Source organism: Streptomyces calvus (genome assembly GCF_006782915.1).
GTDB lineage: Bacteria > Actinomycetota > Actinomycetes > Streptomycetales > Streptomycetaceae > Streptomyces > Streptomyces calvus.
This window is the reverse complement of the sequence record NZ_VCNP01000026.1, coordinates 1-21,479: the sequence shown is the minus strand read 5'-3', so window position 1 is coordinate 21,479 and position 21,479 is coordinate 1. Positions and strand designations below refer to the sequence as shown.

The 21,479-nt window shown below is 72.5% G+C and carries 20 protein-coding genes; 12 read left to right on the top strand and 8 right to left on the bottom strand.

Features of this window, described 5'->3' with window-relative positions; genetic code table 11:
* Positions 1-20 precede the first annotated feature (20 nt).
* Positions 21-1,244, bottom strand: a complete 1,224-nt coding sequence (locus FGW31_RS11515) for an MFS transporter (RefSeq protein ID WP_142193307.1) — start codon at positions 1,242-1,244, stop codon at positions 21-23.
* 179 nt (positions 1,245-1,423) lie between these two features.
* Here FGW31_RS11515 and FGW31_RS11510 point away from each other — a divergent pair, with 179 nt between their 5' ends.
* The 3 genes from FGW31_RS11510 to FGW31_RS11500 all read left to right on the top strand — a co-directional run bounded on the left by FGW31_RS11510 (position 1,424) and on the right by FGW31_RS11500 (position 3,861).
* Positions 1,424-2,065 (top strand): DUF6758 family protein, encoded by a 642-nt coding sequence (locus FGW31_RS11510; protein WP_142193306.1) that lies wholly within the window; start codon positions 1,424-1,426, stop codon positions 2,063-2,065.
* Positions 2,066-2,275: 210 nt separating this feature from the next.
* Complete coding sequence (locus FGW31_RS11505) at positions 2,276-3,133, top strand: PHP domain-containing protein (RefSeq protein WP_142193305.1); 858 nt, start codon at positions 2,276-2,278, stop codon at positions 3,131-3,133.
* A gap of 122 nt (positions 3,134-3,255) precedes the next feature.
* On the top strand, positions 3,256-3,861 hold the full coding sequence (locus tag FGW31_RS11500; protein WP_142193304.1) for a MarC family protein: 606 nt from the start codon (positions 3,256-3,258) through the stop codon (positions 3,859-3,861).
* A 116-nt stretch (positions 3,862-3,977) separates the two neighbouring features.
* Here the strand turns inward: FGW31_RS11500 and FGW31_RS11495 are convergent, their stop codons facing one another.
* Positions 3,978-4,130, bottom strand: coding sequence for a hypothetical protein (locus FGW31_RS11495; protein ID WP_142193303.1), 153 nt, complete (start codon positions 4,128-4,130; stop codon positions 3,978-3,980).
* A 229-nt stretch (positions 4,131-4,359) separates the two neighbouring features.
* Between FGW31_RS11495 and FGW31_RS11490 the strand changes: the two genes are divergently transcribed.
* Positions 4,360-5,253: an NYN domain-containing protein gene (locus FGW31_RS11490; protein WP_142193331.1), complete on the top strand. Its 894-nt coding sequence runs from the start codon at positions 4,360-4,362 to the stop codon at positions 5,251-5,253.
* A gap of 32 nt (positions 5,254-5,285) precedes the next feature.
* Here the strand turns inward: FGW31_RS11490 and FGW31_RS11485 are convergent, their stop codons facing one another.
* Both FGW31_RS11485 and FGW31_RS11480 read right to left on the bottom strand, forming a co-directional pair.
* On the bottom strand, positions 5,286-6,266 hold the full coding sequence (locus FGW31_RS11485; protein ID WP_142193302.1) for an alpha/beta fold hydrolase: 981 nt from the start codon (positions 6,264-6,266) through the stop codon (positions 5,286-5,288).
* A gap of 76 nt (positions 6,267-6,342) precedes the next feature.
* Positions 6,343-8,712, bottom strand: coding sequence for a DEAD/DEAH box helicase (locus FGW31_RS11480; protein ID WP_233452464.1), 2,370 nt, complete (start codon positions 8,710-8,712; stop codon positions 6,343-6,345).
* Between the two features lie 480 nt (positions 8,713-9,192).
* Here FGW31_RS11480 and FGW31_RS11475 point away from each other — a divergent pair, with 480 nt between their 5' ends.
* Complete coding sequence (locus FGW31_RS11475) at positions 9,193-9,948, top strand: ferritin-like domain-containing protein (protein ID WP_142193300.1); 756 nt, start codon at positions 9,193-9,195, stop codon at positions 9,946-9,948.
* 56 nt (positions 9,949-10,004) lie between these two features.
* On the opposite strand, the gene FGW31_RS11470 is transcribed toward FGW31_RS11475, so the two are convergent.
* The 4 genes from FGW31_RS11470 to FGW31_RS11455 all read right to left on the bottom strand — a co-directional run bounded on the left by FGW31_RS11470 (position 10,005) and on the right by FGW31_RS11455 (position 12,275).
* Positions 10,005-10,274: a hypothetical protein gene (locus tag FGW31_RS11470; RefSeq protein WP_142193299.1), complete on the bottom strand. Its 270-nt coding sequence runs from the start codon at positions 10,272-10,274 to the stop codon at positions 10,005-10,007.
* Positions 10,275-10,822: 548 nt separating this feature from the next.
* Positions 10,823-11,050: a DUF3107 domain-containing protein gene (locus FGW31_RS11465; RefSeq protein WP_019522837.1), complete on the bottom strand. Its 228-nt coding sequence runs from the start codon at positions 11,048-11,050 to the stop codon at positions 10,823-10,825.
* Positions 11,051-11,203: 153 nt separating this feature from the next.
* On the bottom strand, positions 11,204-11,848 hold the full coding sequence (locus FGW31_RS11460) for a TetR/AcrR family transcriptional regulator (protein ID WP_142193298.1): 645 nt from the start codon (positions 11,846-11,848) through the stop codon (positions 11,204-11,206).
* Between the two features lie 199 nt (positions 11,849-12,047).
* Complete coding sequence (locus tag FGW31_RS11455) at positions 12,048-12,275, bottom strand: hypothetical protein (protein WP_142193297.1); 228 nt, start codon at positions 12,273-12,275, stop codon at positions 12,048-12,050.
* A 203-nt stretch (positions 12,276-12,478) separates the two neighbouring features.
* On the opposite strand from FGW31_RS11455, the gene FGW31_RS11450 reads away from it, so the two are divergent.
* The 7 genes from FGW31_RS11450 to moeZ form a co-directional block, all read left to right on the top strand.
* A complete protein-coding gene (locus FGW31_RS11450) occupies positions 12,479-13,534 on the top strand; it encodes an alpha/beta fold hydrolase (protein WP_142193296.1) in 1,056 nt (351 codons plus the stop codon).
* Between the two features lie 479 nt (positions 13,535-14,013).
* Positions 14,014-15,345, top strand: coding sequence for a DUF3152 domain-containing protein (locus FGW31_RS11445; protein WP_233452466.1), 1,332 nt, complete (start codon positions 14,014-14,016; stop codon positions 15,343-15,345).
* 184 nt (positions 15,346-15,529) lie between these two features.
* Complete coding sequence (locus FGW31_RS11440; protein ID WP_233452463.1) at positions 15,530-17,311, top strand: DUF3492 domain-containing protein; 1,782 nt, start codon at positions 15,530-15,532, stop codon at positions 17,309-17,311.
* Entirely contained in the window at positions 17,308-18,465 is a 1,158-nt protein-coding gene (locus FGW31_RS11435) for a hypothetical protein (protein WP_142193294.1), read from the top strand. The genes FGW31_RS11440 and FGW31_RS11435 overlap by 4 nt, the downstream gene beginning before the upstream one ends.
* Positions 18,466-18,505: 40 nt before the next feature.
* Positions 18,506-19,528, top strand: coding sequence for an NAD-dependent epimerase/dehydratase (locus FGW31_RS11430; RefSeq protein WP_142193293.1), 1,023 nt, complete (start codon positions 18,506-18,508; stop codon positions 19,526-19,528).
* Positions 19,516-20,268 carry a spherulation-specific family 4 protein gene (locus FGW31_RS11425; RefSeq protein ID WP_142193292.1) on the top strand — a complete coding sequence of 251 codons (753 nt, stop codon included), beginning with the start codon at positions 19,516-19,518 and terminating at the stop codon, positions 20,266-20,268. Before FGW31_RS11430 ends, FGW31_RS11425 begins: the two co-directional genes overlap by 13 nt.
* A gap of 63 nt (positions 20,269-20,331) precedes the next feature.
* Positions 20,332-21,479: adenylyltransferase/sulfurtransferase MoeZ (gene moeZ, locus FGW31_RS11420; protein ID WP_142193291.1), on the top strand; the 1,148-nt coding region annotated here is incomplete at its 3' end.

The following is a 21,479-nucleotide window of genomic DNA, read 5'->3' as shown; positions in this document are numbered from 1 at the left end:
CAACACCGGAACGGCGGCGGTCAGTTGGCGAGAACGGTGACGCCGTCCGCGGTGGCCTGCCGCGGCCGGGGCTCCTCGGCGTCGTGGGTGAGCGCCTTGCGCCGCACACCGGCCACCAGCGCGCCCAGCAGGGCCGTGACCGCCGCGACCACGAACGGCAGGCGCGCGTCGGCCCACTCCTCGAGCTTCGGCGCGCAGTAGGGCGCGGCGGCCGCCGCGAACCAGCGCACGAAGTTGTAGCCCGCGCTCGCCACCGGCCGCGGCGCGTCCGACACCCCGAGCGCCAGCTCCGTGTACACCGTGTTGTTGACGCCGATGAGCGCGCCGGACAGCACGGTGCAGACGACGGCGGCGGTGTGGCCGCCGTGGCCGAGGACGAGCACGTCCGCCGCGAGCAGCACCAGCGACCCGCCGAGCACGGTGAGCGAGCCGAACCGCTTCTGCAGCCGCGGCGCCACGATCACCGAGAAGACGGCGAGCAGTACGCCCCAGGCGAAGAACACCGCGCCCGACCGGTACGGCGTCATGTCGAGCACGAACGGCGTGAAGGCCAGCACGGTGAAGAACGTGTAGTTGTAGAAGAACGCCGACGCCGCCACGGAGGCGAGTCCGCCGTGGCCGAGCGCCCGGACCGGATCGAGGAGCGAGGTACGGCGGGCCGGCTTCGGCTGCTCCTTCAGGAACGCGGCGATGCACAGGAAGCCGACGGCCATCAGGAAGGCCGTGCCGAAGAACGGGTAGCGCCAGCTCGCGTCGCCGAGCAGGGCGCCCAGCAGGGGCCCGCAGGCCATGCCGAGCCCGAGGGCGGACTCGTACAGCAGGATGGCGGCGGCGCTGCCGCCGGCCGCGGCGCCGACGATGACGGCGAGGGCCGTGGAGACGAACAGTGCGTTGCCGAGGCCCCAGCCGGCGCGGAAGCCGACGAGTTCGCCGACCGATCCCGAGGTGCCGGAGAGCCCGGCGAACACCACGACCAGCGCGAGGCCGAGCAGCAGCGTCCGGCGGCCGCCGATCCGGCTGGAGACGAAACCGGTGACCAGCATGGCGAGCGCGGTGATCAGGAAGTACGAGGTGAAGAGCAGGGAGACCTGCCCGGCGGTGGCGTCGAGGCCCTCCGCGATGGACGGCAGGATCGGGTCGACCAGCCCGATTCCCATGAAGGCGACGACCGATGCGCCGGCCGTCGCCCACACGGCCTTCGGCTGCCTGAGCATGCCGCCCGATCCCGTGTCGAAGGGGTCCATGGTGCTCCAATCCGGGGACGTCGCTGTACGGACGGATGACGGGTGATGGTTGGTGTATACACACGATAGGTTAGCCAACCTAATTAATGCAAGCTACATCTAAATTTTGGGCGTCCGGCTCCGCCCGGACGGGTGATCGTCCTTGACGTGGCGCTGCGCGGGTAGGACCGTGGGGCCCTATGAGGGGCGAACCCAGTTGCCCGAAGTGCGGTGGCCGGGTCAGGGCTCCCGGCCTCTTCTCGGATGCCTGGCAGTGCGACGTGCACGGCACCGTGCACCCGCTCCAGCCCGTGATACCGCCGAGTGTCGAGGCCCTCGAAGTCGTCGTGCACCGCACCAAGGTCCCGGTGTGGATGCCGTGGCCGCTCCCGGTCGGCTGGCTCTTCACGGGCGTGGCCAGCGCGGGCGACGACCGCAGCGGGGGCCGGGCGGCCGCCGTCGCGTGCACCGGGCCCGGACCGCTCGGCGGCATGGGGGAGTTGATCCTGGTCGCCGAGGAGCTCGGCGTCGGCCTCGGCGCGCGGTACGCGGGCATCGACGGCCCGGACCCGGGGCCGTACCTGAACGTGGAGAAGCCGCCCCAGGCCAAGGTGCTCGCCGCCGGCCGCCCCACGCCGCTCTGGCACGTCACCAAGACGCCCGACGACCGCGCCGTGTTCGCGGGCGAGGCGCTCGGGATGTGGCTGTGGGCCGTGGTCTGGCCGGAGCAGTCCGGACTGTTGATGTACGACGAGCTGGTGCTCACCGATCTGCGGGACGCCGGGGCCGAGGTCGAGCTGGTGCCCTGCGGGGCGCTGTCGCCGCGCCTGCTGGAGGTCTAGGTCTTCCGGGCGCGGCCCGGGTGCCCTTGTGCCCGGGCGTCAGGCGGTGCGGTCGGCGCGGGTGCGTCGGCAGGGGATCAGTGGCGGATCGGTAAGGGATCAGCGATGGCTGCGTAGGGGGTGCACGGCCGGTTCAGGTGTGACGGCGGTGCGCGGAAATCCGGTTATCCTGGAGCGTCCCCGTCCGTCACCCGCTTGGAGTACCGCGTCGTGCGCATCGATCTGCACACCCACTCCACCGCGTCCGACGGTACGGACACGCCGGCCGAGCTGGTCCGCAAGGCGGCCGCCGCCGGTCTGGACGTCATCGCGCTGACCGACCACGACACCACCCGCGGCCACGCCGAGGCGCTCTCGGTCCTGCCTGTGGGGCTCACGCTGGTCACCGGTGCCGAACTCTCCTGCCGGCTCGACGGCGTCAGCATGCACATGCTCGCCTACCTCTTCGACCCGGAGGAGCCGGCGCTGCTCGCCGAGCGGGAGCTGGTCCGGGACGACCGGGTGCCGCGCGCACACGGCATGATCGCCAAGCTGAACGAGCTGGGCGTGCCGGTCACCTGGGAACAGGTCGAGCGGATCGCCGGCGACGGCTCGGTGGGACGGCCGCACGTGGCCTCGGCCCTGGTGGAACTGGGCGTCGTACCGACGGTGAGCGACGCCTTCACCCAGGACTGGCTGGCCGACGGCGGCCGGGCGTACGTGGAGAAGCACGAGACCGACCCCTTCGAGGCGCTGCGCCTGATCAAGAACGCGGGCGGGGTCGCCGTCTTCGCGCACCCGGCAGCGAGCAAGCGGGGCCGGACCGTGCCGGAGTCCGCGATCGGCGAGCTGGCCGAGGCCGGTCTGGACGGCATCGAGGTCGACCACATGGACCACGACCCCGAGACCCGGGCGCGGCTGCGCGGCCTGGCGTCGGAGCTGGGGCTGCTGGTGACCGGGTCGAGCGACTACCACGGCAGCCGGAAGACCTGCGTGCTCGGTGAGTTCACGACGGACCCCGAGGTGTACGGCGAGATCACGCGACGCGCGACCGGGGCGTTCCCGGTACCGGGAGCCGGCGGAGTCTGAGGCCCTCTCCTCCCCGCTCCTGTCTCCTCCTGCGCACCCCTTCCCCCTCTCTCCTCTCCTCTCCCTCCCTCTCCTCTCCCTGTCTCTCTTCCTCCCCCCTCACGTAACTCAGCAAGGCAGTCATGCTCGACGTCGCCGTCTTCGGCTCTCTCTTCCTGACCCTTTTTGTCATCATGGATCCCCCTGGGATCACCCCGATCTTCCTCGCCCTGACCGCAGGCCGGCCCGCCAAGGCGCAGAAGCGGATGGCCTTCCAGGCCGTCTGCGTGGCCGGCAGCGTGATCGTCGTGTTCGGGCTGCTCGGCCACCAGATCCTCGACTACCTGCACGTGTCGGTGCCGGCGCTGATGATCGCGGGCGGGCTCCTGCTCCTGCTGATCGCGCTCGACCTGCTCACCGGCAAGACCGACGAGCCCAAGCAGACCAAGGACGTCAATGTCGCCCTGGTCCCGCTGGGCATGCCGCTGCTGGCCGGGCCCGGTGCGATCGTCTCGGTCATCCTCGCGGTGCAGAAGGCCGACGGCGTCACCGCCCAGGTCTCGGTGTGGTCGGCCATCCTCGCCATCCATGTCGTGCTGTGGCTGGCGCTGCGCTACTCGCTGCTGATCATCCGGGTCATCAAGGACGGCGGTGTGGTCCTGGTGACCCGCCTGGCGGGCATGATGCTCTCCGCCATCGCCGTGCAGCAGATCATCAACGGCGTGACCCAGGTGGTCCGCGGCGGTTGAGCCGCCGCCGTCGTCGTCGAACGCGCGGAGCCCCCGTACCGATGAGCGGTACGGGGGCTCCGGAGTGTCGTACGGGGGAACCGGCGCGTGTGGCCGGCGTCCCGCGCGGTCTCGCGTTACGAGGCCGGGGCGTCTGCCGGGCGGATCCACAGGCGCTGTCCGATGGCGGCGGCCTGCTGAACGATGCGGTTGACGGAGGCGGCGTCCACGACGGTGGTGTCCACGGGCGTGCCGTCGACGTCGTCGAGTCGCATGATCTCGAAGCGCATAGGGCTTCTCCCTTCGTCTGGTCATCCTCCTGAAGGAGAACTACTCGGTGAGTGGCGCGCGGGCCACTCGGCGCCGCGTTGCATGACGGGTTCAACGGCCTGCGCGATGCAAACATTCCCTACGCTAAGGAAATTTTTCGATCGACTAAATACTGACTGGTAAGTGGTTCAAAGGAGACTGATCGGGACCGGTTGTGTTCGTAGCGTGACCACCAGGACAATGGAGCTGATGAACGAGGACCACGCGGCTCTGCACGCCCGCATCGATCGCACGAACGAGCTGCTCCAGCGCATGCTCGCCGAGGTGGCGAAGACGCCCTCGACGCATGCGATCTTCGTCGACGCCGGCTATCTGTACGCCGCCGCCGGCCGCCTGGTGGCCGGCACCGAGGACCGCCGGGCCTTCGACCTGGACGCCGAGGGGCTCATCGACGCGCTCATCGACCGGGCCCGCACCGTCTTCGCGGACAGCAGGCTGCTGCGGGTCTACTGGTACGACGGCGCCCGGCGCCGCATCCACACCGCCGAGCAGCAGACCATCGCCGAGCTCCCGGACGTCAAGGTCCGCCTCGGCAACCTCAACGCCAACAACCAGCAGAAGGGCGTCGACTCCCTGATCCGCACCGACCTGGAGTCACTCGCCCGGCACCGCGCCATCAGCGACGCGGCGCTGCTCGGCGGCGACGAGGACCTCGTCTCGGCGGTCGAGGCGGCCCAGGGATACGGCGCCCGGGTCCACCTGTGGGGCATCGAGGCGCCCGAGGGCCGCAACCAGGCGGAACCGCTGCTCTGGGAGGTCGACAGCCAGCGCACCCTCGACCTGGACTTCTTCAAGCCGTACGTCTCCCGGCGCACGGCCCAGGCGTACGAGGCCACGACAGGCCGGCCCACCCGCGAGGACGTCCGGTTCGTCGGCGCGCAGATCGCGGCGAAGTGGCTCGCCGCGCGCGGCCGGGACACCCTGGTGGAACTGCTCCCCGGCCACCCCTATCTGCCGGGCTCGGTCGACCAGGACCTGCTGGTGGAGGCGGAGGGCCTGCTGCAGTACTCGCTGCGCGGCCAGGCGGACCTGCGACGCGCCCTGCGTGACGGCTTCTGGGACCACCTGCAGGCGCAGTACTAGCAGTACTAGCAGTACTAGCAGTACTAGCAGTACTAGCGGCTCCGGCTGCCGCGGTCGTCGTGGACGCTGCTGTCGGTGCTGTCGGTGCTGTCGGTGCTGTCGGTGCTGTCGGTGCTACGGGGGCTGTGGGTGGTATCCGGGTGTTGCGGCGTGGCGTGGGTGTCCCAGAAGTCGGCGAGTGCGCGGGCGGTCGGTCCGGGGCGGTCCGCGGCGGGTGAGTGCTCGGCCCCGTCGACCACGGTGCGGTGCGCCGCCAGCCGCCGTGCCATCTCGTCCAGGTCGGGCACCGGCCAGGTGTCGTCGTACGCGCCCGACAGGACGTGGAAGGGCAGCGGTACGGCGGCCAGTTCGGCCACCCGGTCCGGCTCGGTGCACAACTGGCGCCCGGTGACCAGCAGTTGCGCCGGGCTCGTACTCAGCCAGCGGCGCCGCAGGTGGTCCTGACCGCCGAGTCCGCGCGCCGGACCGCCCACCTCCTCCGGCGGCCCCATGGCCAGGATCGCCTCCCAGCACTCGGCCATCGACATCACCGCCAGGGCGTCCCGCAGCAGTTTCACCCGCTGCTCCTGGGAGACGGAGATCCGCGCGGGGCCGGAGGAGACGAGCGTGAGCGAGCGGAACGGCGAGTGGTCCAGGAGGACGGCGGCGCGGGCGATCAGGCCGCCGAGCGAATGGCCGACGAGATGCACGGGCGCACCGACCGCCCGCGCCTGCGCGAGCACGTCGCGCGCCAACTCGTCCTGCGCGTAGGTCGCTTCGTCGTCGGCGGGACCGTCGGACTCGTACTGGCCCCGTCCGTCCACGGCGACCGTGCGGTAGCCGCGCGCGGCCAGCGGCTCGTGGATCAGCGTGAAGTCCTCCTTGCTGCCGGTGTAGCCGGGCAGCAGCAACGCGGTTCCCCGGACCGGGACCCCGGCGGCCGGTGACACGTCCACGACGGCGAACTCCCCGCGCGCGGTGCGGAGTCGGCGGGAGTGGGCGTGGGGCGGGGCGGGGGAGGAGTAGCCGGTCACGGGGTGAGGGTAGCGGGTGCGGGGACGCCGACGGCCCGGCCCCTCGATTGAGGGACCGGGCCGTCGGTGCGATGCGTCAGCCTTCCGCGGACTCCGCGGCGGCCGCCGTCTTGCGGGCCCGCCGGGGCTTCGGCGCTGCCGTGCCGTCGGTCTCCTGCGCGGCAGCGGCGGTCTTCCGGGTCCGGCGCGGCTTGGCCTCGGCCGTTTCCGTCGCCTCCGGTTCCTGCGCGGTCTGCGCGGGGATGTCGGCGCCGGCCGGGGTGGCGGCGGCGGTCCTGCGGGTGCGGCGTCGGAACTTGGCCTCGGTGGCTTCAGCGGTGTCGACGGCGGTCGCGGCCTTCTTGGCCGCGGGCTTCCGCGTCCGGCGCGGCTTGGCCGCGGCCGTTTCCGTCGCCTCGGGGTCCTGCGCGGGCTGCGCGGGGATGTCGGCGCCGGCCGGGGTGGCGTCGGCGGTCTTGCGGGTGCGGCGTCGGGGCTTGGCCTCGGTGGCTTCGGCGGTGTCGACGGCGGTCTCGGCCTTCTTGGCCGTGGCCTTGCGCGTCCGGCGCGGCTTGGCTTCCACCGTCTCGACCGTCGTGGCGGTCTCGGCGGTGTCGACGGCGGCCTCGGCCTTCTTGGCCGCGGTCTTCCGCGTCCGGCGCGGCTTGGCCTCGACCGTCTGCGGCGCCTGAGCCGTCTCGACCGGCTCGGCTCCCGCCGCGGCGGTGTCGACCACCGTCTCGGCCTCCACCGCGGTCCTGCGGGTACGGGTGCGGGTCCGGCGGGGCTCGGCCACCGGGGCCTCGGCCTCCGCGATCACCGGAGCGGCCACGGCCTCGACCGTGTCCACGGCGGCCACCGTCTCCGGGGCGTGCACCGCTTCCACTGCCTCTACCGCTGCCGTCTCGGCCGTCCTGCGGGTCCGGCGACGGCGCGGCTTCGCGGGCGCCTCGGTGGCGTCCACGCTCGTGCCTCCGGCCGTGTCCACGGCCGCCTCCGCCTGCTCGCCGGCGGCCGTCTCGACCGGCGCGGCCGTCCCGGCCGGGACTCCGCCGCGGGTCCGGCGACGGCGGCGCGGGGTGCGCGGCGCGGCCTCCGCCTCGTCGGCGCCTTCGGCGGCCGGGCTCACGGGCTGCTGCTGCGCGGCCTCGTCCAGCGGCGTACCGCCCCGCGTACGGCGGCGGCGCCGCGGCGTGCGGGTCGTGGCCTCCTGCTCGGCCGGACGGGAGTCACCGCGTCCGTTGCGGCCGCCGCGTCCGCGCGGCCCACGGCCGCCCGGCTCGCCCAGGTCCTCCAGCTCCTCCGCGTCGAGCCCGGCGCGCGTGCGCTCCGAGCGCGGCAGGACACCCTTGGTGCCCTCGGGAATGCCGAGGTCGGTGTACAGGTGCGGAGAGGTGGAGTACGTCTCCGGCGGGTCGCTGAAGCCCAGGTCGAGAGCCTTGTTGATCAGCTGCCAGCGCGGGATGTCGTCCCAGTCCACCAGCGTGATCGCCGTACCCTTGGCGCCCGCGCGACCGGTCCGGCCGATGCGGTGCAGATACGTCTTCTCTTCCTCGGGCGACTGGTAGTTGATGACGTGCGTCACGCCTTCGACGTCGATGCCGCGGGCGGCGACGTCGGTGCAGACGAGCACGTCCACCTTGCCGTTGCGGAACGCCCGCAGCGCCTGTTCGCGCGCGCCCTGGCCGAGGTCGCCGTGGACCGCGCCGGAGGCGAAGCCGCGCTGCTTGAGCTGGTCGGCGAGATCGGCGGCGGTGCGCTTGGTGCGGCAGAAGATCATGGCCAGGCCGCGACTCTCGGCCTGCAGGATCCGCGCGACCATCTCGGGCTTGTCCATGTTGTGCGCGCGGTAGACGAACTGCGTGGTGTTCGCGACCGTCGCGCCCTCGTCGTCCGGCGCGGTGGCACGGATGTGCGTGGGCTGCGACATGTAGCGCCGGGCCAGACCGATCACCGCGCCCGGCATGGTGGCCGAGAACAGCATCGTCTGGCGCTTCACCGGAAGCAGGTTGATGATCTTCTCGACGTCGGGCAGGAAGCCCAGGTCGAGCATCTCGTCGGCCTCATCGAGGACGAGCGCCTTCACGTGCTTCAGGTTCAGCTTCTTCTGCCCGGCGAGGTCCAGCAGCCGGCCCGGCGTGCCGACGACCACGTCGACGCCCTGCTTCAACGCCTCGACCTGCGGCTCGTAGGCGCGGCCGCCGTAGATCGCGGTGACGCGCACGTTGCGCACCTTGCCGGCGGTCAGCAGGTCGTTGGTGACCTGCGTGCACAGCTCGCGCGTGGGCACGACGACGAGCGCCTGCGGCGTGTCGGTGAGGTCCTCGGGCTTCGCGCGGCCCGCCTCGACATCGGCGGGAACGGTGACGCGCTCGAGGAGCGGAAGGCCGAAGCCAAGCGTCTTTCCGGTGCCGGTCTTGGCCTGGCCGATGACGTCCGTGCCCGTCAGGGCCACGGGGAGCGTCATTTCCTGGATGGGGAAGGGAGTGATGATGCCGACGGCTTCCAGGGCCTCGGCGGTCTCGGGGAGGATCCCGAGCTCTCGGAACGTCGTAGTCAGGGTGCTGCCTCTTCTGTGTGCGCGGTGCGAGGCGAGCGCGGGGGTCGTGTAAGGACCGTGCCGGGGACATCGGCTGCCTTACGGGCGGGGCCGTAGGACACGGGACCACTGCCGACGCTCTAGCGCTCGTACCGCTGAGGGTTCCCTCCGATCGTCGTACGCGATGTGCCGCACGGTCAGGGAGGGCTGTCGGGTCGGAGCCGATCGGGCCACCGACCGGGCATCCTCATACATACGGCCTGTCGAGTACGTCAGAGTGCTCAGCAGGCGCATTACCACCATACCCCGGATTCGCGCACACGCCATGGCCGATTTGGTCACGTAGTCGTCGTCACACTGATTGACCAGGCCCTTCCGGGGCGCGACAAGCGGGCTATTGTGCGCTTCATGACGAGCTCTGACAAGCCTGACAACGCCGCGGACAGCCCCGAGACCCCCGCCGGACACACCGGTGTCGCCGCCATGGACTGGGCGGCCGCCTCCGCCGACCCCCAGTACCGCGCCGCTGTCGTGGACCTGCTCGGCGCGCTCGCCTACGGGGAGCTCGCGGCGTTCGAGCGGCTCGCGGAGGACGCCAAGCTGGCGCCCACGCTGGCGGACAAGGCGGAGCTGGCGAAGATGGCCTCGGCTGAGTTCCACCACTTCGAGCGGCTGCGCGACCGGCTCGCCGAGATCGGTGAGGAGCCGACGCGCGCGATGGAGCCCTTCGTCGCCGCGTACGACGGCTTCCACAAGCAGACGGCGCCGTCCGACTGGCTGGAAGGGCTGGTCAAGGCGTACGTCGGTGACTCCATCGCCAGTGACTTCTACCGGGAGGTCGCGGCCCGTCTGGACGCCGACACCCGCGCCCTGGTGCTGGCCGTGCTGGACGACACGGGCCACGGCGGTTTCGCCGTGGAGAAGGTGCGCGCGGCGATCGACGCCGACCCGCGCGTGGGCGGGCGGCTCGCGCTGTGGGCGCGGCGGCTGATGGGTGAGGCCCTGTCGCAGTCCCAGCGGGTGGTCGCCGACCGCGACGCCCTGTCCACGATGCTCGTGGGCGGTGTCGCGGACGGGTTCGACCTCGCCGAGGTCGGCAAGATGTTCTCCCGGATCACCGAGGCGCACACCAAGCGCATGGCGGCACTGGGCCTGGCGGCCTGATCCACCGGACCGGGCCCGGGGGCCGGATCACCCCCTGCGCCACCATCGGCGGCCGGTCAGGCGGTCGCCGATCGGCGGCGGAGTCTTCCCGCCGGGCGCAGCAGCAGCGACAGCGACGCCACGGACACGACCACCGCGCCGAGCAGGACCGCCGGCAGACTGCCGGCGTCCAGCGCGATGTTCATGACGAAGGCGCCGAACAGGGCCCCGGCCACGCCGGTGGGCAGCACCAGGGTGCGGTCGGGGAGACGGTGCGGCAGGCGGCGGGACGCCGCCCACGCCAGAGCCAGGCCGAGGATCGCGGAGCTGAGCGCTTCCAAGAGCATGTCGGGGTCCCTCCCACATGGCCGGCCTGCTCGTTTCGGTCGTAGCCCGTCTTACCCCTGACCTGCGGAATTCAATCCTCCCTGTGAAGCACTTGTGCTCCGTCCGTGAGGACGCGTCCACGGACCGCGCGATGGCGTACGCGCGTACGACCCTTCGGCTCGCGGGGCGCACGACCGTTCGGCGCTCGGGGTGCACGAGCGTTCGACGCTCGGGGCGTATGACTGCTCGCCGTGCAGTGCGTGTGCGTGGTCGCCGTGCAGTGCGTGTGCGTGGTCGCCGTGCGGGACGTGTGCGTGGTCGCCGTGCAAGGTGTCGAGTGGTCACCGCGTAGGGCGTGCGAGTGGGTGACGGCAGGAACCGGGTGTCGGCAGGAACCGGGTGTCGGCAGGAACCGGGTGTCGGCAGGAACCGGACGACCGGAAGAGACGAAGCAGGGCCCGGCGGGGACGCAGCAGGGCCCGGCGGGGACGCGGGAGGGCCCGGCGGGGACGCGGGAGGGCCCGGCGGTTGTTGAACCGCCGGGCCCTCCGTGACGTCCGGGCGTCGCCTACAGCGCGCCGAAGCCCACCTTGCGCGGGGCCGGCTCGCCGATCTCGACGTAGGCGAGACGGTCGGCCGGGACCAGGATCTTGCGGCCGTGCTCGTCCACGAGGCTCAGCAGCTGCGACTTCCCGGCCAGTGCCTCGGCCACCACGCGCTCGACCTCCTCGGCGCTCTGACCGCTCTCCAGAACGATCTCGCGGGGCGCGTGCTGCACGCCGATCTTGACCTCCACGGCTATGTCCCTCCGACGGTCAGTGAAGTGCGCGACCTTCCGCGCCGTACCAGCACACATTAGCCCGGTGAGGGGACGCACACGCTGCGCCCGGCCACGCCAGGAGCGAACAGCCGACGGGAACAAAGGACCGCCGGCGCCCGCCGCGTGTGCTCAGTGGTGCTGCTCGGTGCCGTGCAACGGGAACCCGGCGATGCCGCGCCAGGCCAACGATGTCAGCAGCTGCACCGCCTGGTCGCGGGGCACGCTGCGGTCGCTGTGCAGCCAGGACCGCGCCACCACCTGGGCGAGACCGCCGAGCCCCGAGGCGAGCAGCATCGACTCCGCCCGCGACAGCCCGGTGTCCTCGGCGATCACGTCACAGATCGCCTCCGCGCACTCGTTGGTCACCTTGTCGACGCGCTCGCGCACCGCGGGCTCGTTCGTCAGGTCCGACTCGAAGACCAGGCGGAAGGCGCCGCCGTCGTCCTCGACGTAAGCGAAGTACGCGTCCATGGTCGCCCGGACGCGCTGCTTGTTGTCCGTCGTCGACGCCAGCGCCTGGCGCACCGACTGGATCAGGGCCTCGCAGTGCTGGTCCAGCAGCGCGAGGTAGAGATCCAGCTTGCCCGGGAAGTGCTGGTAGAGCACCGGCTTGCTGACGCCGGCGCGTTCGGCGATGTCGTCCATCGCGGCCGAGTGGTACCCCTGCGCGACGAAGACCTCCTGGGCGGCGCCCAGCAACTGGTTCCGCCGGGCACGGCGCGGCAGGCGTGTACCCCTCGGGCGTACCGCCTCTGTCTGCTCGATGGCTGTCACGCCGCCTCCCATTGTCGTCCACGTGCGGTGTGACCCGCGCCGCCATCGTACTTTTCGGTAACCGTGGTGTGCGCGGTGAGAACGCAGAATTTCACGGACCGGACGGCGCTGAAAGCCATACGGACGGTTTCAAAAGGTGTCAGAGCGGGCAAGAAGTGGCCTCCTCACTGTCCGACGGCGGCGTACTCGTCGGCATGCTTCACCGGTAGTCGTCCTCGTCGAGGGAGACGATCCGGGCCTGTTCCACCAGGTCCGCCTCGTTCGCGCGGTCGGGGTCGACGCCCGTCATCGGGTCGTCGCGGTCCGGCTTCACGTCCGCCTGCTGTTCGGCCGCGTCGCCCTCGGGCGCCTCGACGTCGTACTCCTGGTCCTCCCGGACGCCCTCGGCTTCCTCGAAGGTCTCGGGGTCGGTCGGGTCTACGGCCATGCTGGGCTCCCTTCCTGGAACGTCCCTGTGGATGCAGGGGCCACATCCGGGTGCCCGCTCCACGTGCCTAGGAGACACCCGATCCGGACGCTATGCGATCCGCGACCGGGACGTGACGGTCCGCGCACCCGGATGCCGGACCGGTATCTCCCTGTGACGGCGAACACATGAATCAGTGCGTGATCGTCTCGTAACATTGCCGCATGTCTTCGACCGAGCTGCCCTTCGTGCCGCCCGCCGACGCGCTGTCCGGAGCGGCGGCCGTCAAGGTGCACGAGGGTGAGCGGCTCCGGTCGGTGGAACTGCCCGGGGTCACCCTGTCGGTGCGATCCAGACCGCCCGCGCGACAGGGCCTGCCGACCGCTCTCTACGTCCACGGACTCGGCGGTTCCTCCCTGAACTGGTCGTCCCTCATGGCGCTGCTGGACGACGTCGTCGCCGGTGAGGCCGTGGACCTGCCGGGCTTCGGCGACTCGCCGCCGCCGGACGACGGCGACTACTCCATCACCGCGCACGCACGCGCCGTGATCCGCTACCTGGACACCGTCGGCCACGGCCCGGTGCACCTCTTCGGCAACTCGCTCGGCGGCGCCGTCGCGACCCGGGTCGCCGCCGTACGCCCCGACCTGGTCCGCACGCTCACGCTCGTGTCGCCGGCCCTGCCGGAGCTGCGGGTGCAGCGCACCGCCGTGCCGACCGGACTGCTGGCGCTGCCCGGGGTCGTCACACTGTTCAGCCGCATGACCCGTGAGTGGACGGCGGAGCAGCGGGTCCGCGGCGTGATGCAGCTCTGCTACGGCGACCCCGCGCGGGTCACGCCGGAAGGGTTCCGCCACGCCGTGCAGGAGATGGAGCGGCGACTGCGGCTGCCGTACTTCTGGGACGCGATGGCGCGCTCCGCACGGGGCCTCGTCAGCGCCTACATGCTGGGTGGGCAGCAGGGGCTGTGGCGCCAGGCCGAGCGGGTGCTCGCGCCGACCCTGCTCATCTACGGCGGCCGGGACCAGCTCGTCGGCTTCCGCATGGCGCAGCGGTCGGCGCGCGCGTTCCGTGACTCCCGGCTGGTGACACTCCCGGACGCGGGGCACGTGGCGATGATGGAATACCCCGAGACCGTGGCCCTGGCCTTCCGTGAACTCCTCGCCGACACAACGGATTCGGCGGACGAGGGGGATACTGGGCAGCCGGGCGCACAGGGCGCTCCGGGTTCGCCCGCCGACGCCGGTGGAGGAACCACCGCCGAGAACGCAAGGGGCTGAGGCGCGACGTGGGACGCCACAGTCGGCGCGGACCCGCCCCGAAGGGCGACACCGCGGAGACACCCGCCGTACGGGACGGCAGGACCTCCCGCGAGGCCCGTCGGGACGAGGGCCGGGACGAACGGCGCGAGGCCCGCCCGGGCCCGCGCCGCCTGTCCGCGGCCCCACCGGCCCAGGGACAGCCGCAGGGACGGCCCGCGGGCGGCGGGCAGCCGCACGGGACTCCCTACGGCGCCCCGCCCGGAACGCCTGGCTACGGAACGCCTCCGGGGCCGAGAACCCCGGCGCAGGCCACCCCGCCGCACGGAACCCAGGTGTACGGAACCCCGGTGTACGGCACTCCGACCCACGGCACGCCCGCGTACGGCACTCCGCCCCACGGCACGCCCGCGTACGGCACCCCGCCCCACGGCGCGCCCGCGTACGGCACTCCGCCCCATGGCACGCCGGTGTACGGCACTCCGGCGCACGGCACTCCCCTGTACGAAACCCAGGCAGGCGGGACGCCCGCCCACGGATTTCCGCGGCTTCCGGACGGCACCCCGGCCCACGGCGTGCCGCGCATGCCGGACGGCACTCCGGCACACGGTGTGCCCCGGTTCCCGGACGGCACCCCCGCGCACGGCGTTCCCCGGTTCTCCGACGGCACTCCCGCACGCGGTGTTCCGCAGGCCGCCCGTGGCGGGCATCCCGAGCAGCGGGAACCCGGTGGCGGCTGGGGGACGTTGAACGGGAGCGCGGCCACCGGGGCCGGATACGGCGTGCCTGCGAGCGGGCCGGGCGTGGCTTTCCCGCGCCAGCGGCAGGCCCCCGCCGACGGTCCGCGCCAGGAGTACCTCGACGCCTTCGACGAGGACGACGACCTCTTCACCCCGCGCCGCCCCGCCTCCGCGAACCCCGCGGACGCCGGCGACGTCACCGACTGGGACGCCGCTCCGGCCGTCGGCATCCCGTCCGACCGCGACGACGACGTCTCGCCGCCGACCGGAGCGCCCGCGCCCGCCAAGGGCGGCAAGGGGCGCGCGTTCACCGGGATCGCGGCCGCCGCCGTCACCACCGTGCTGGCCGTCGTCGTGGCCGGACAGGTCGCCGACCAGCGCGGCGGCGCCGGCGTGGAGGCGCAGTCCGCCGGCGACCGGGCGCGCGACGTCCGCGACCCGGCCTCGCGCGGCGACGGCCGGGAGACGCCCTCGGCGCCCGCCGAACAGCCGCTGACGTACGAGCAGAAGATGGAGAAGCGGTACCCGGTCGAGACGGCCAACGGCGGCACCGGGACGTTCTACGCGATCCCCGGGATCGCCAAGGCGCCGGGCAAGGGACAGAAGATCACCTACCGCGTGGACGTGGAGCGGGGACTCGGCCTCGACGGCGAACTCTTCGCCGAGGCCGTGCAGAAGACGCTCAACGACGACCGCAGCTGGGCGCACAACGGCGCGCGCACCTTCGAGCGCATCCACTCCGGCCGGCCCGATTTCGTGATCACCCTCGCCGGTCCCGAGACGACCGCCGAATGGTGCGCCAAATCCGGCCTGGACACCACCGTGGACAACGTCTCCTGCGACTCCGCGGCCACCGAACGCGTCATGATCAACGCCTACCGGTGGGCCCAGGGCGCCGAGACGTACGGCGACGAGATGCACGCCTACCGCCAGATGCTGATCAACCACGAAATCGGCCACCGCCTCGGCTACGGCCATGTCACCTGCGACAAGGACGGCGACCTGGCCCCGGTCATGCAGCAGCAGACCAAGTTCCTCGAACACGACGGAATCAGCTGCCGCGCCAACCCCTGGCCCTACCCGAAGAGCTGAGCGGGCGGCCGCCCGCCTAGCGCGGCGGAACGCTCCCCGCACGGGAAAGTTACGACCGTTCACCCCTTTTGATGGCGTGATGGACAACCGTCCGTCGCGCCACCGCCTTGTCCGCATACGTTCGTCCCGCTGCGAGCCGTCGGGCCAACGGCGGCTCCCCACACGGGAGATCGGGGGTGCACACGTGCGCATCGGACTGCTTACGGAGAGTGGCTATCCGTATGTGGGCGGTGAGGGCGGGCTCTGGTGCGACCGCCTGGTGCGCGGACTCGACCGACACGAGTTCGACGTCTACGCGTTCAGCAGCAGCGAGGCGCAGGAGGCGGCAGGCCGGGTCCCGCTGCCGCCGCAGGTCGGCAGGGTGCGCACCGCGCCGCTGTGGACGGCCGAGGACGACGGAGTGGTGTACGGCCGCCGCGCACGCCGGCGCTTCGCGGAGCACTACGGCGAACTCGCCGCCGTCCTGTGCGCCGCCAACGACCCCGTCACCCCCGGCGAAGCGCCCGCAAGGCCCGCCGAAGCGCCCGCAAGGCCCGCCGAAGCGCCCGCAAGGCCCGCCGAAGCACCCGCAACGCCCGGCGAAGCACCCGCACGGCCCGGCGAAAACCGCATGTCACCTCAGGCGGACCGTTTCGCCAGCGCGCTCTACGGACTCGCCGAACTCGCCCGCGACGAAGGCGGACTGCTCGGCGCGCTCCGCTCCGAAACGGCCGTACGCGCCCTGGAACGCGCCTGTCGAGCACCCGGCGCCCAGAGCACCGCGCGCGCCGCCCGCGTAGCGGATCTCCTGACCGTCGCCGCGCACCTGGAACGCACCCTGCGCCCCCTCACCCTCGACTGGTACGACGAGGAAGGGCTCGGCGCGGTCGACCTGTGCCACGCCACCGCCGGCGGGGTCGCCGCCCTCCCCGGCCTCCTCGCCCACCGGCGCTTCGGCATCCCCCTCCTCGTCACCGAGTACGGCGTGCGCCTGCGCACGCACTACCTCACCCGCCCCGACTCCCCGCCCGCCGTCCGCTCGCTGCTCGCCGCCTTCCACGGCAGGCTCGCCGCCGAGATCTACCACCGGGCCGCCTTCATCACCCCGGGCAACACCCACGCCCGCCGCTGGCAGGAGCGCTGCGGCGCCGACCGGGCGAAGCTGCGCACGGTCCACCCCGGCATGGACGCCGCACCCTTCGCCGCGGCCGGCGAGTCCCAGGCGAGCGCCGACCCGCACACCCTCGTCTGGGTCGGCCGCGTGGAACCCGCGAAGGACCTCGTGTCGCTGCTGCACGCCTTCGCGGAGATCCGCAAGGAGGAGCCGAAGACCCGCCTGCGGATCGTCGGCGGCCCCTCGGGCCCGGACGGCGCCGTCTACCTCGGCCACTGCAAGGCGCTGGCCGCGCAACTCTTCCCGGACGAGGCCGCGGGCCCCCACTGCGTCGGCGACAACCCGGTGTCCTTCGAGGAGATCGGCGCCCCCGGACTGCCGACCCCCGCCGACGCCTACGCGAGCGGTGCGGTGACCGTGCTGTCCAGCGTCGTCGAGGGCTTCCCGGTCGGCCTGGTCGAGGCCATGTTCTGCGGCCGGGCGACGGTCTCCACGGACGTCGGCGCGGTCGTCGAGGCCATCGGCGGTACCGGTCTCGTCGTCCCGCCGCGCAATCCGCGGGCGCTCGCCGACGCCTGTGTCGCCCTGCTGCGCGACCCCGAGCGCCGCGCACGCCTCGGCGCCGCCGCACGCGCCCGCGCACTCGAACTGTTCACCGTCGAACAGAACGTCTCGGCGTTCCACACCCTCTATCTGGAGACCGTCGCGCGGACGCCCGCCCACCGGCCGCTCCTCGACGACACCGGCGACCCCCTGCCCTTCGCCCACCCCGCCGAGGCCCACCTCCCCGGCCACTGGACCGATGCCGCCTTCCGCGCCGGTCCCCGCTGGGCCGCGGACACTCCCGTTCCCGCGCCGGAGGCCGCCCGATGACCGACCTGCGCGTACCGAACCCCAGCAGCCCGCCGGGCGCCGCCGACCCGGTCAAGGCGCTCCTGCACCACCACCGGGACCTGTGCCGGCGGGCGGTGGACCCGCTGGAGATCGCGGCCGGCCTGGAAGCGCACGGCATCACCGACCGGAGCGCCGCCCGGTTCCGCCACCGCGACGTCTTCTCCCTCGCGGAAGAGCTCTACGCCCGGGTGCCGCGCGACGGCGAACCCCAGCGACCCCTGCCCACCACCCCGCCTCCCGGACGCGGAGCCGACCGGACCGCCCTCGTCCTGCTGCCCCTGCTCCCCGGCGTCCTGTGCGCGGCAACGGTCCTGGCCCTGAAGCACACCCACGGCCAGGACCGCCTCCACGCCGCAGCCGCCGGCGTCCTCGCCCTCGCCCTCGCGGTGCGCGCGGTCCTGCACCGGGGACCCCTCGGCCCCCGCGACCGCCTCCCGGCCCGCTCCGCCAAGAGATCCCAGACCTGCTGGCTCATCGGCTACGCCCTCCTCGGCGGCGGCCTGCTCGGCACCGCGCTCACCGGCGGCCCCGACGGCCTGCCCGACGGCACCGCCCAGGGCGACTGGCCGCTCAGCACCGCCCCCGTCCTGGCGCTCGCCCTCTCCTGCGCCCCCGCGGCCTGGACCACCCACCTCTTCACCACCCACGCCCGGCGCAGGCTGGACGCCAGCCGAGACCTGGAGGACTTCGCGGCCTCCGTACGTCCGGCCCTCTTCGGCACGTTCGCCCTGTACCTCGCCGCTCTGGCGGCCCTCGTCACCGCGTCGTCCGCCCTGCTGGACGAGCCGCTCGCCCTTGCCGAAACGCTCACCCTCGGTGCCCTGCTCCTCCTGTCCCGCCTCCTCACCCTCCACGGCTTCACCCACGCCCCGAAGGTGATCCTCACGCTCACGGCCGCCGCCCAGGCCGCCGCCCTGGCCACCGTCTTCGCGGCCCGCCTCCCCGGCTGCGGCGCCCTCGCGACCCCCGTGGAAACCCTCACGGCCTGGAACGCCGCTGCCGTCCCCGCGCTCACCTGCGGTGCAGCCGCCCTGATCCTGCTCGTCCACGCCACCCGCACGCTCACCAGGGCCTCGGCCCACACACCCGCCGCAGCACCCACGGTGCCCCACCGGAAGGAGACCCCCGCATGACCACCCGCCCCGCGGCTCCGCACCCCGAAGGAGCCGCCCGATGAGAGTCCTGCTGATCGGAGCCAACGGCTACCTCGGCCGCTTCGTGGCCGACCGCCTCCTCGCCGACCCCGCCGTCCAGCTCACCGCACTGGGCCGCGGCGACGACGCCGACGTCCGCTTCGACCTCGCCACCGGCAGCCCCGGCGCCCTCACCCGCTTCCTCGACGCCGTCCACCCCGGCGTCGTGATCAACTGCGCCGGCGCCACCCGGGGCGGCGCCCGCGAACTCACCCGGCACAACACCGTCGCCGTCGCCACCGTCTGCGAGGCCCTGCGCCGCAGCGGCTGCGGCGCACGGCTCGTACAGATCGGCTGCGGCTCGGAATACGGCCCCAGCCAGCCCGGCTCCTCCACCGCCGAGGACGCCGTCCCCCGCCCCGGCGGCCCCTACGGCGTCAGCAAACTCGCCGCCACCGAACTGGTCCTCGGCTCCGGACTGGACGCCGTGGTCCTCAGGGTCTTCTCACCCGTGGGCCCCGGCACACCCGCCGGCTCCCCGCTCGGCCGGCTGGCCGAGGCGATGCGCCGCGCCATGCAGTCCGGCGACGCCGAGCTGAAACTCGGCGGCCTCGGCGCCCAGCGCGACTTCGTCGACGTCCGCGATGTGGCCCGCGCCGTCCACGCCGCATCGCTCTCCGCCGCACAGGGCGTCATCAACATCGGCTCGGGCCGCGCCGTCCGCCTCCGCGACGCCGCAGCCGTCCTCGCCCGGGTGGCCGGCTACGGCGGTGCCCTCAACGAACTCGACGGCCCGCCCGGCCTGCACCACGCACCCCACGCCACGACGCACGCCCACCACACCACCCACGCCGTCCAGCCCCACCTCCGATCCACCATCGGCCACCCCCGCCCCGACCCCGACCACCCGACCGGCCCCGTCGCCCACCCGTACCCCGACGGCTGCGGCAGCTGGCAGCAGGCCGATGTGCGCACCGCCCGCGACCGCCTCGGCTGGCGCCCCCGCATCAACCTCGAGGAATCCCTCGCCGACATCTGGATGGAGGCGGCATGCCGCATCTGACCAGCGTCAAACCGAGCACCGCGAGCACGGACCTCCGCACCGGCCTCGGCATCCCCGGCCTCGCCCACCCTCTCGTCGCCCCCACCGAGTGGAACGAACTCACCCGCCCCGGCACCCCACTGCACTGGGTCGTGCTCAACGTGGCCGACGGCCCCGGCGACCAGCCCGACCCGCACTGCCTGGAGGCGGCCGGCCGGCTGCGCAACACCGGGGTCCGCGTCCTCGGCCACCTCGACACCGCCCTCGGGCTGCGCACCTTCGGCGAGGTGATCTCCGACGCCCACCGCTTCCTCGACTGGTACCAGGTCGACGGTTTCCTCCTGGACCGCTGCCCCGCCGACCGCGCCTCCCTCCCCGAGATCCGCCGCACCGTCGCCACGCTCCGGACGATCCACGACGACGGCGCCCACGTCGTCCTCGGCCACGGCACCCACCCGTATCCGGGATACGCCGAGCACGGCGACCAGCTCGTCACCTTCTGCGGCCCGTGGAGCGACTACCGCTGGTCGCAGGCGGCGGAGTGGACCGCCGACCACCCACCCGAACGGTTCTGCCACTTCGTGCACGGGGTGCCCCGGCCGCACCTGGAGGAAGCCCTGCGCATCGCCCGCTGGCAGGGCGCCGCGACGATCTACTTCACCGACCACTCGGGACACGGCGCCCGCACCGAGCCCTGGGAACCCCTGCCCGGCTACTGGGACGACATCGTCTCGCGCATCGGGACGGGTGTCTCGGAATGAAAAAGGCCATGGCAGTGTTAAGCGGAGAACAACCGTAGTGATTGACCGACCAACGGAGTCCCCGTGTCGCTGCCACCCCTGGTCGAGCCGGCCCCCGAGCTCACCGTAGACGAGGTCCGCAGGTACTCCCGCCACCTGATCATTCCCGACGTGGGAATGGACGGGCAGAAGCGGCTGAAGAACGCCAAGGTGCTCTGTGTGGGCGCCGGCGGCCTGGGTTCGCCGGCCCTGATGTACATGGCCGCTGCCGGTGTGGGCACCCTCGGCATCGTGGAGTTCGACGAGGTCGACGAGTCGAACCTGCAGCGCCAGGTCATCCACAGCCAGGCCGACATCGGCCGCCCCAAGGCCGAGTCCGCCCGTGACACCGTCAAGGGCATCAACCCCTACGTGAACGTGATCCTTCACGAAGAGCGGCTCGAGGCCGACAACGTGATGGAGATCTTCAGCCAGTACGACCTGATCGTCGACGGCACGGACAACTTCGCCACCCGCTACCTGGTCAACGACGCCTGCGTGCTGCTGAACAAGCCGTACGTCTGGGGGTCGATCTACCGCTTCGACGGTCAGGCCTCGGTGTTCTGGTCCGAGCACGGCCCCTGCTACCGCTGCCTGTACCCGGAGCCCCCGCCGCCCGGCATGGTCCCCTCCTGCGCCGAGGGTGGCGTCCTGGGCGTGCTGTGCGCGTCCATCGGCTCCATCCAGGTCAACGAGGCCATCAAGCTGCTCGCCGGCATCGGTGAGCCGCTCGTCGGCCGACTGATGATCTACGACGCCCTGGAGATGCAGTACCGCCAGGTCAAGGTCCGCAAGGACCCCAACTGCGCGGTCTGCGGCGAGAACCCGACCGTCACCGAACTCATCGACTACGAGGCCTTCTGCGGCGTCGTGTCCGAGGAGGCCCAGGCGGCGGCCGCCGACTCCACGATCACTCCCAAGCAGCTCAAGGAGTGGATCGACGACGGCGAGAGCATCGAACTCATCGACGTCCGCGAGCCGAACGAGTTCGAGATCGTGTCCATCCCGGGCGCGCGCCTGATCCCCAAGAACGAGTTCCTCATGGGCACCGCCCTGGAGAGCCTCCCGCAGGACAAGAAGATCGTCTTGAACTGCAAGACAGGTGTCCGCAGTGCGGAAGTCCTGGCGGTCCTGAAGTCCGCGGGCTTCGCCGACGCCGTTCACGTCGGCGGCGGCGTGATCGGCTGGGTGAA

Bases quoted from the DNA above. Each gene is read 5' to 3' on its own strand.
- FGW31_RS11515 (WP_142193307.1), bottom strand. From the start codon at position 1,244: ATGGACCCCTTCGACACGGGATCGGGCGGCATGCTCAGGCAGCCGAAG.
- FGW31_RS11510 (WP_142193306.1), top strand. From the start codon at position 1,424: ATGAGGGGCGAACCCAGTTGCCCGAAGTGCGGTGGCCGGGTCAGGGCT.
- FGW31_RS11500 (WP_142193304.1), top strand. From the start codon at position 3,256: ATGCTCGACGTCGCCGTCTTCGGCTCTCTCTTCCTGACCCTTTTTGTC.
- FGW31_RS11495 (WP_142193303.1), bottom strand. From the start codon at position 4,130: ATGCGCTTCGAGATCATGCGACTCGACGACGTCGACGGCACGCCCGTG.
- FGW31_RS11490 (WP_142193331.1), top strand. From the start codon at position 4,360: ATGAACGAGGACCACGCGGCTCTGCACGCCCGCATCGATCGCACGAAC.
- FGW31_RS11480 (WP_233452464.1), bottom strand. From the start codon at position 8,712: ATGACGCTCCCCGTGGCCCTGACGGGCACGGACGTCATCGGCCAGGCC.
- FGW31_RS11475 (WP_142193300.1), top strand. From the start codon at position 9,193: ATGACGAGCTCTGACAAGCCTGACAACGCCGCGGACAGCCCCGAGACC.
- FGW31_RS11470 (WP_142193299.1), bottom strand. From the start codon at position 10,274: ATGCTCTTGGAAGCGCTCAGCTCCGCGATCCTCGGCCTGGCTCTGGCG.
- FGW31_RS11455 (WP_142193297.1), bottom strand. From the start codon at position 12,275: ATGGCCGTAGACCCGACCGACCCCGAGACCTTCGAGGAAGCCGAGGGC.
- FGW31_RS11450 (WP_142193296.1), top strand. From the start codon at position 12,479: ATGTCTTCGACCGAGCTGCCCTTCGTGCCGCCCGCCGACGCGCTGTCC.
- FGW31_RS11435 (WP_142193294.1), top strand. From the start codon at position 17,308: ATGACCGACCTGCGCGTACCGAACCCCAGCAGCCCGCCGGGCGCCGCC.
- FGW31_RS11430 (WP_142193293.1), top strand. From the start codon at position 18,506: ATGAGAGTCCTGCTGATCGGAGCCAACGGCTACCTCGGCCGCTTCGTG.
- FGW31_RS11425 (WP_142193292.1), top strand. From the start codon at position 19,516: ATGCCGCATCTGACCAGCGTCAAACCGAGCACCGCGAGCACGGACCTC.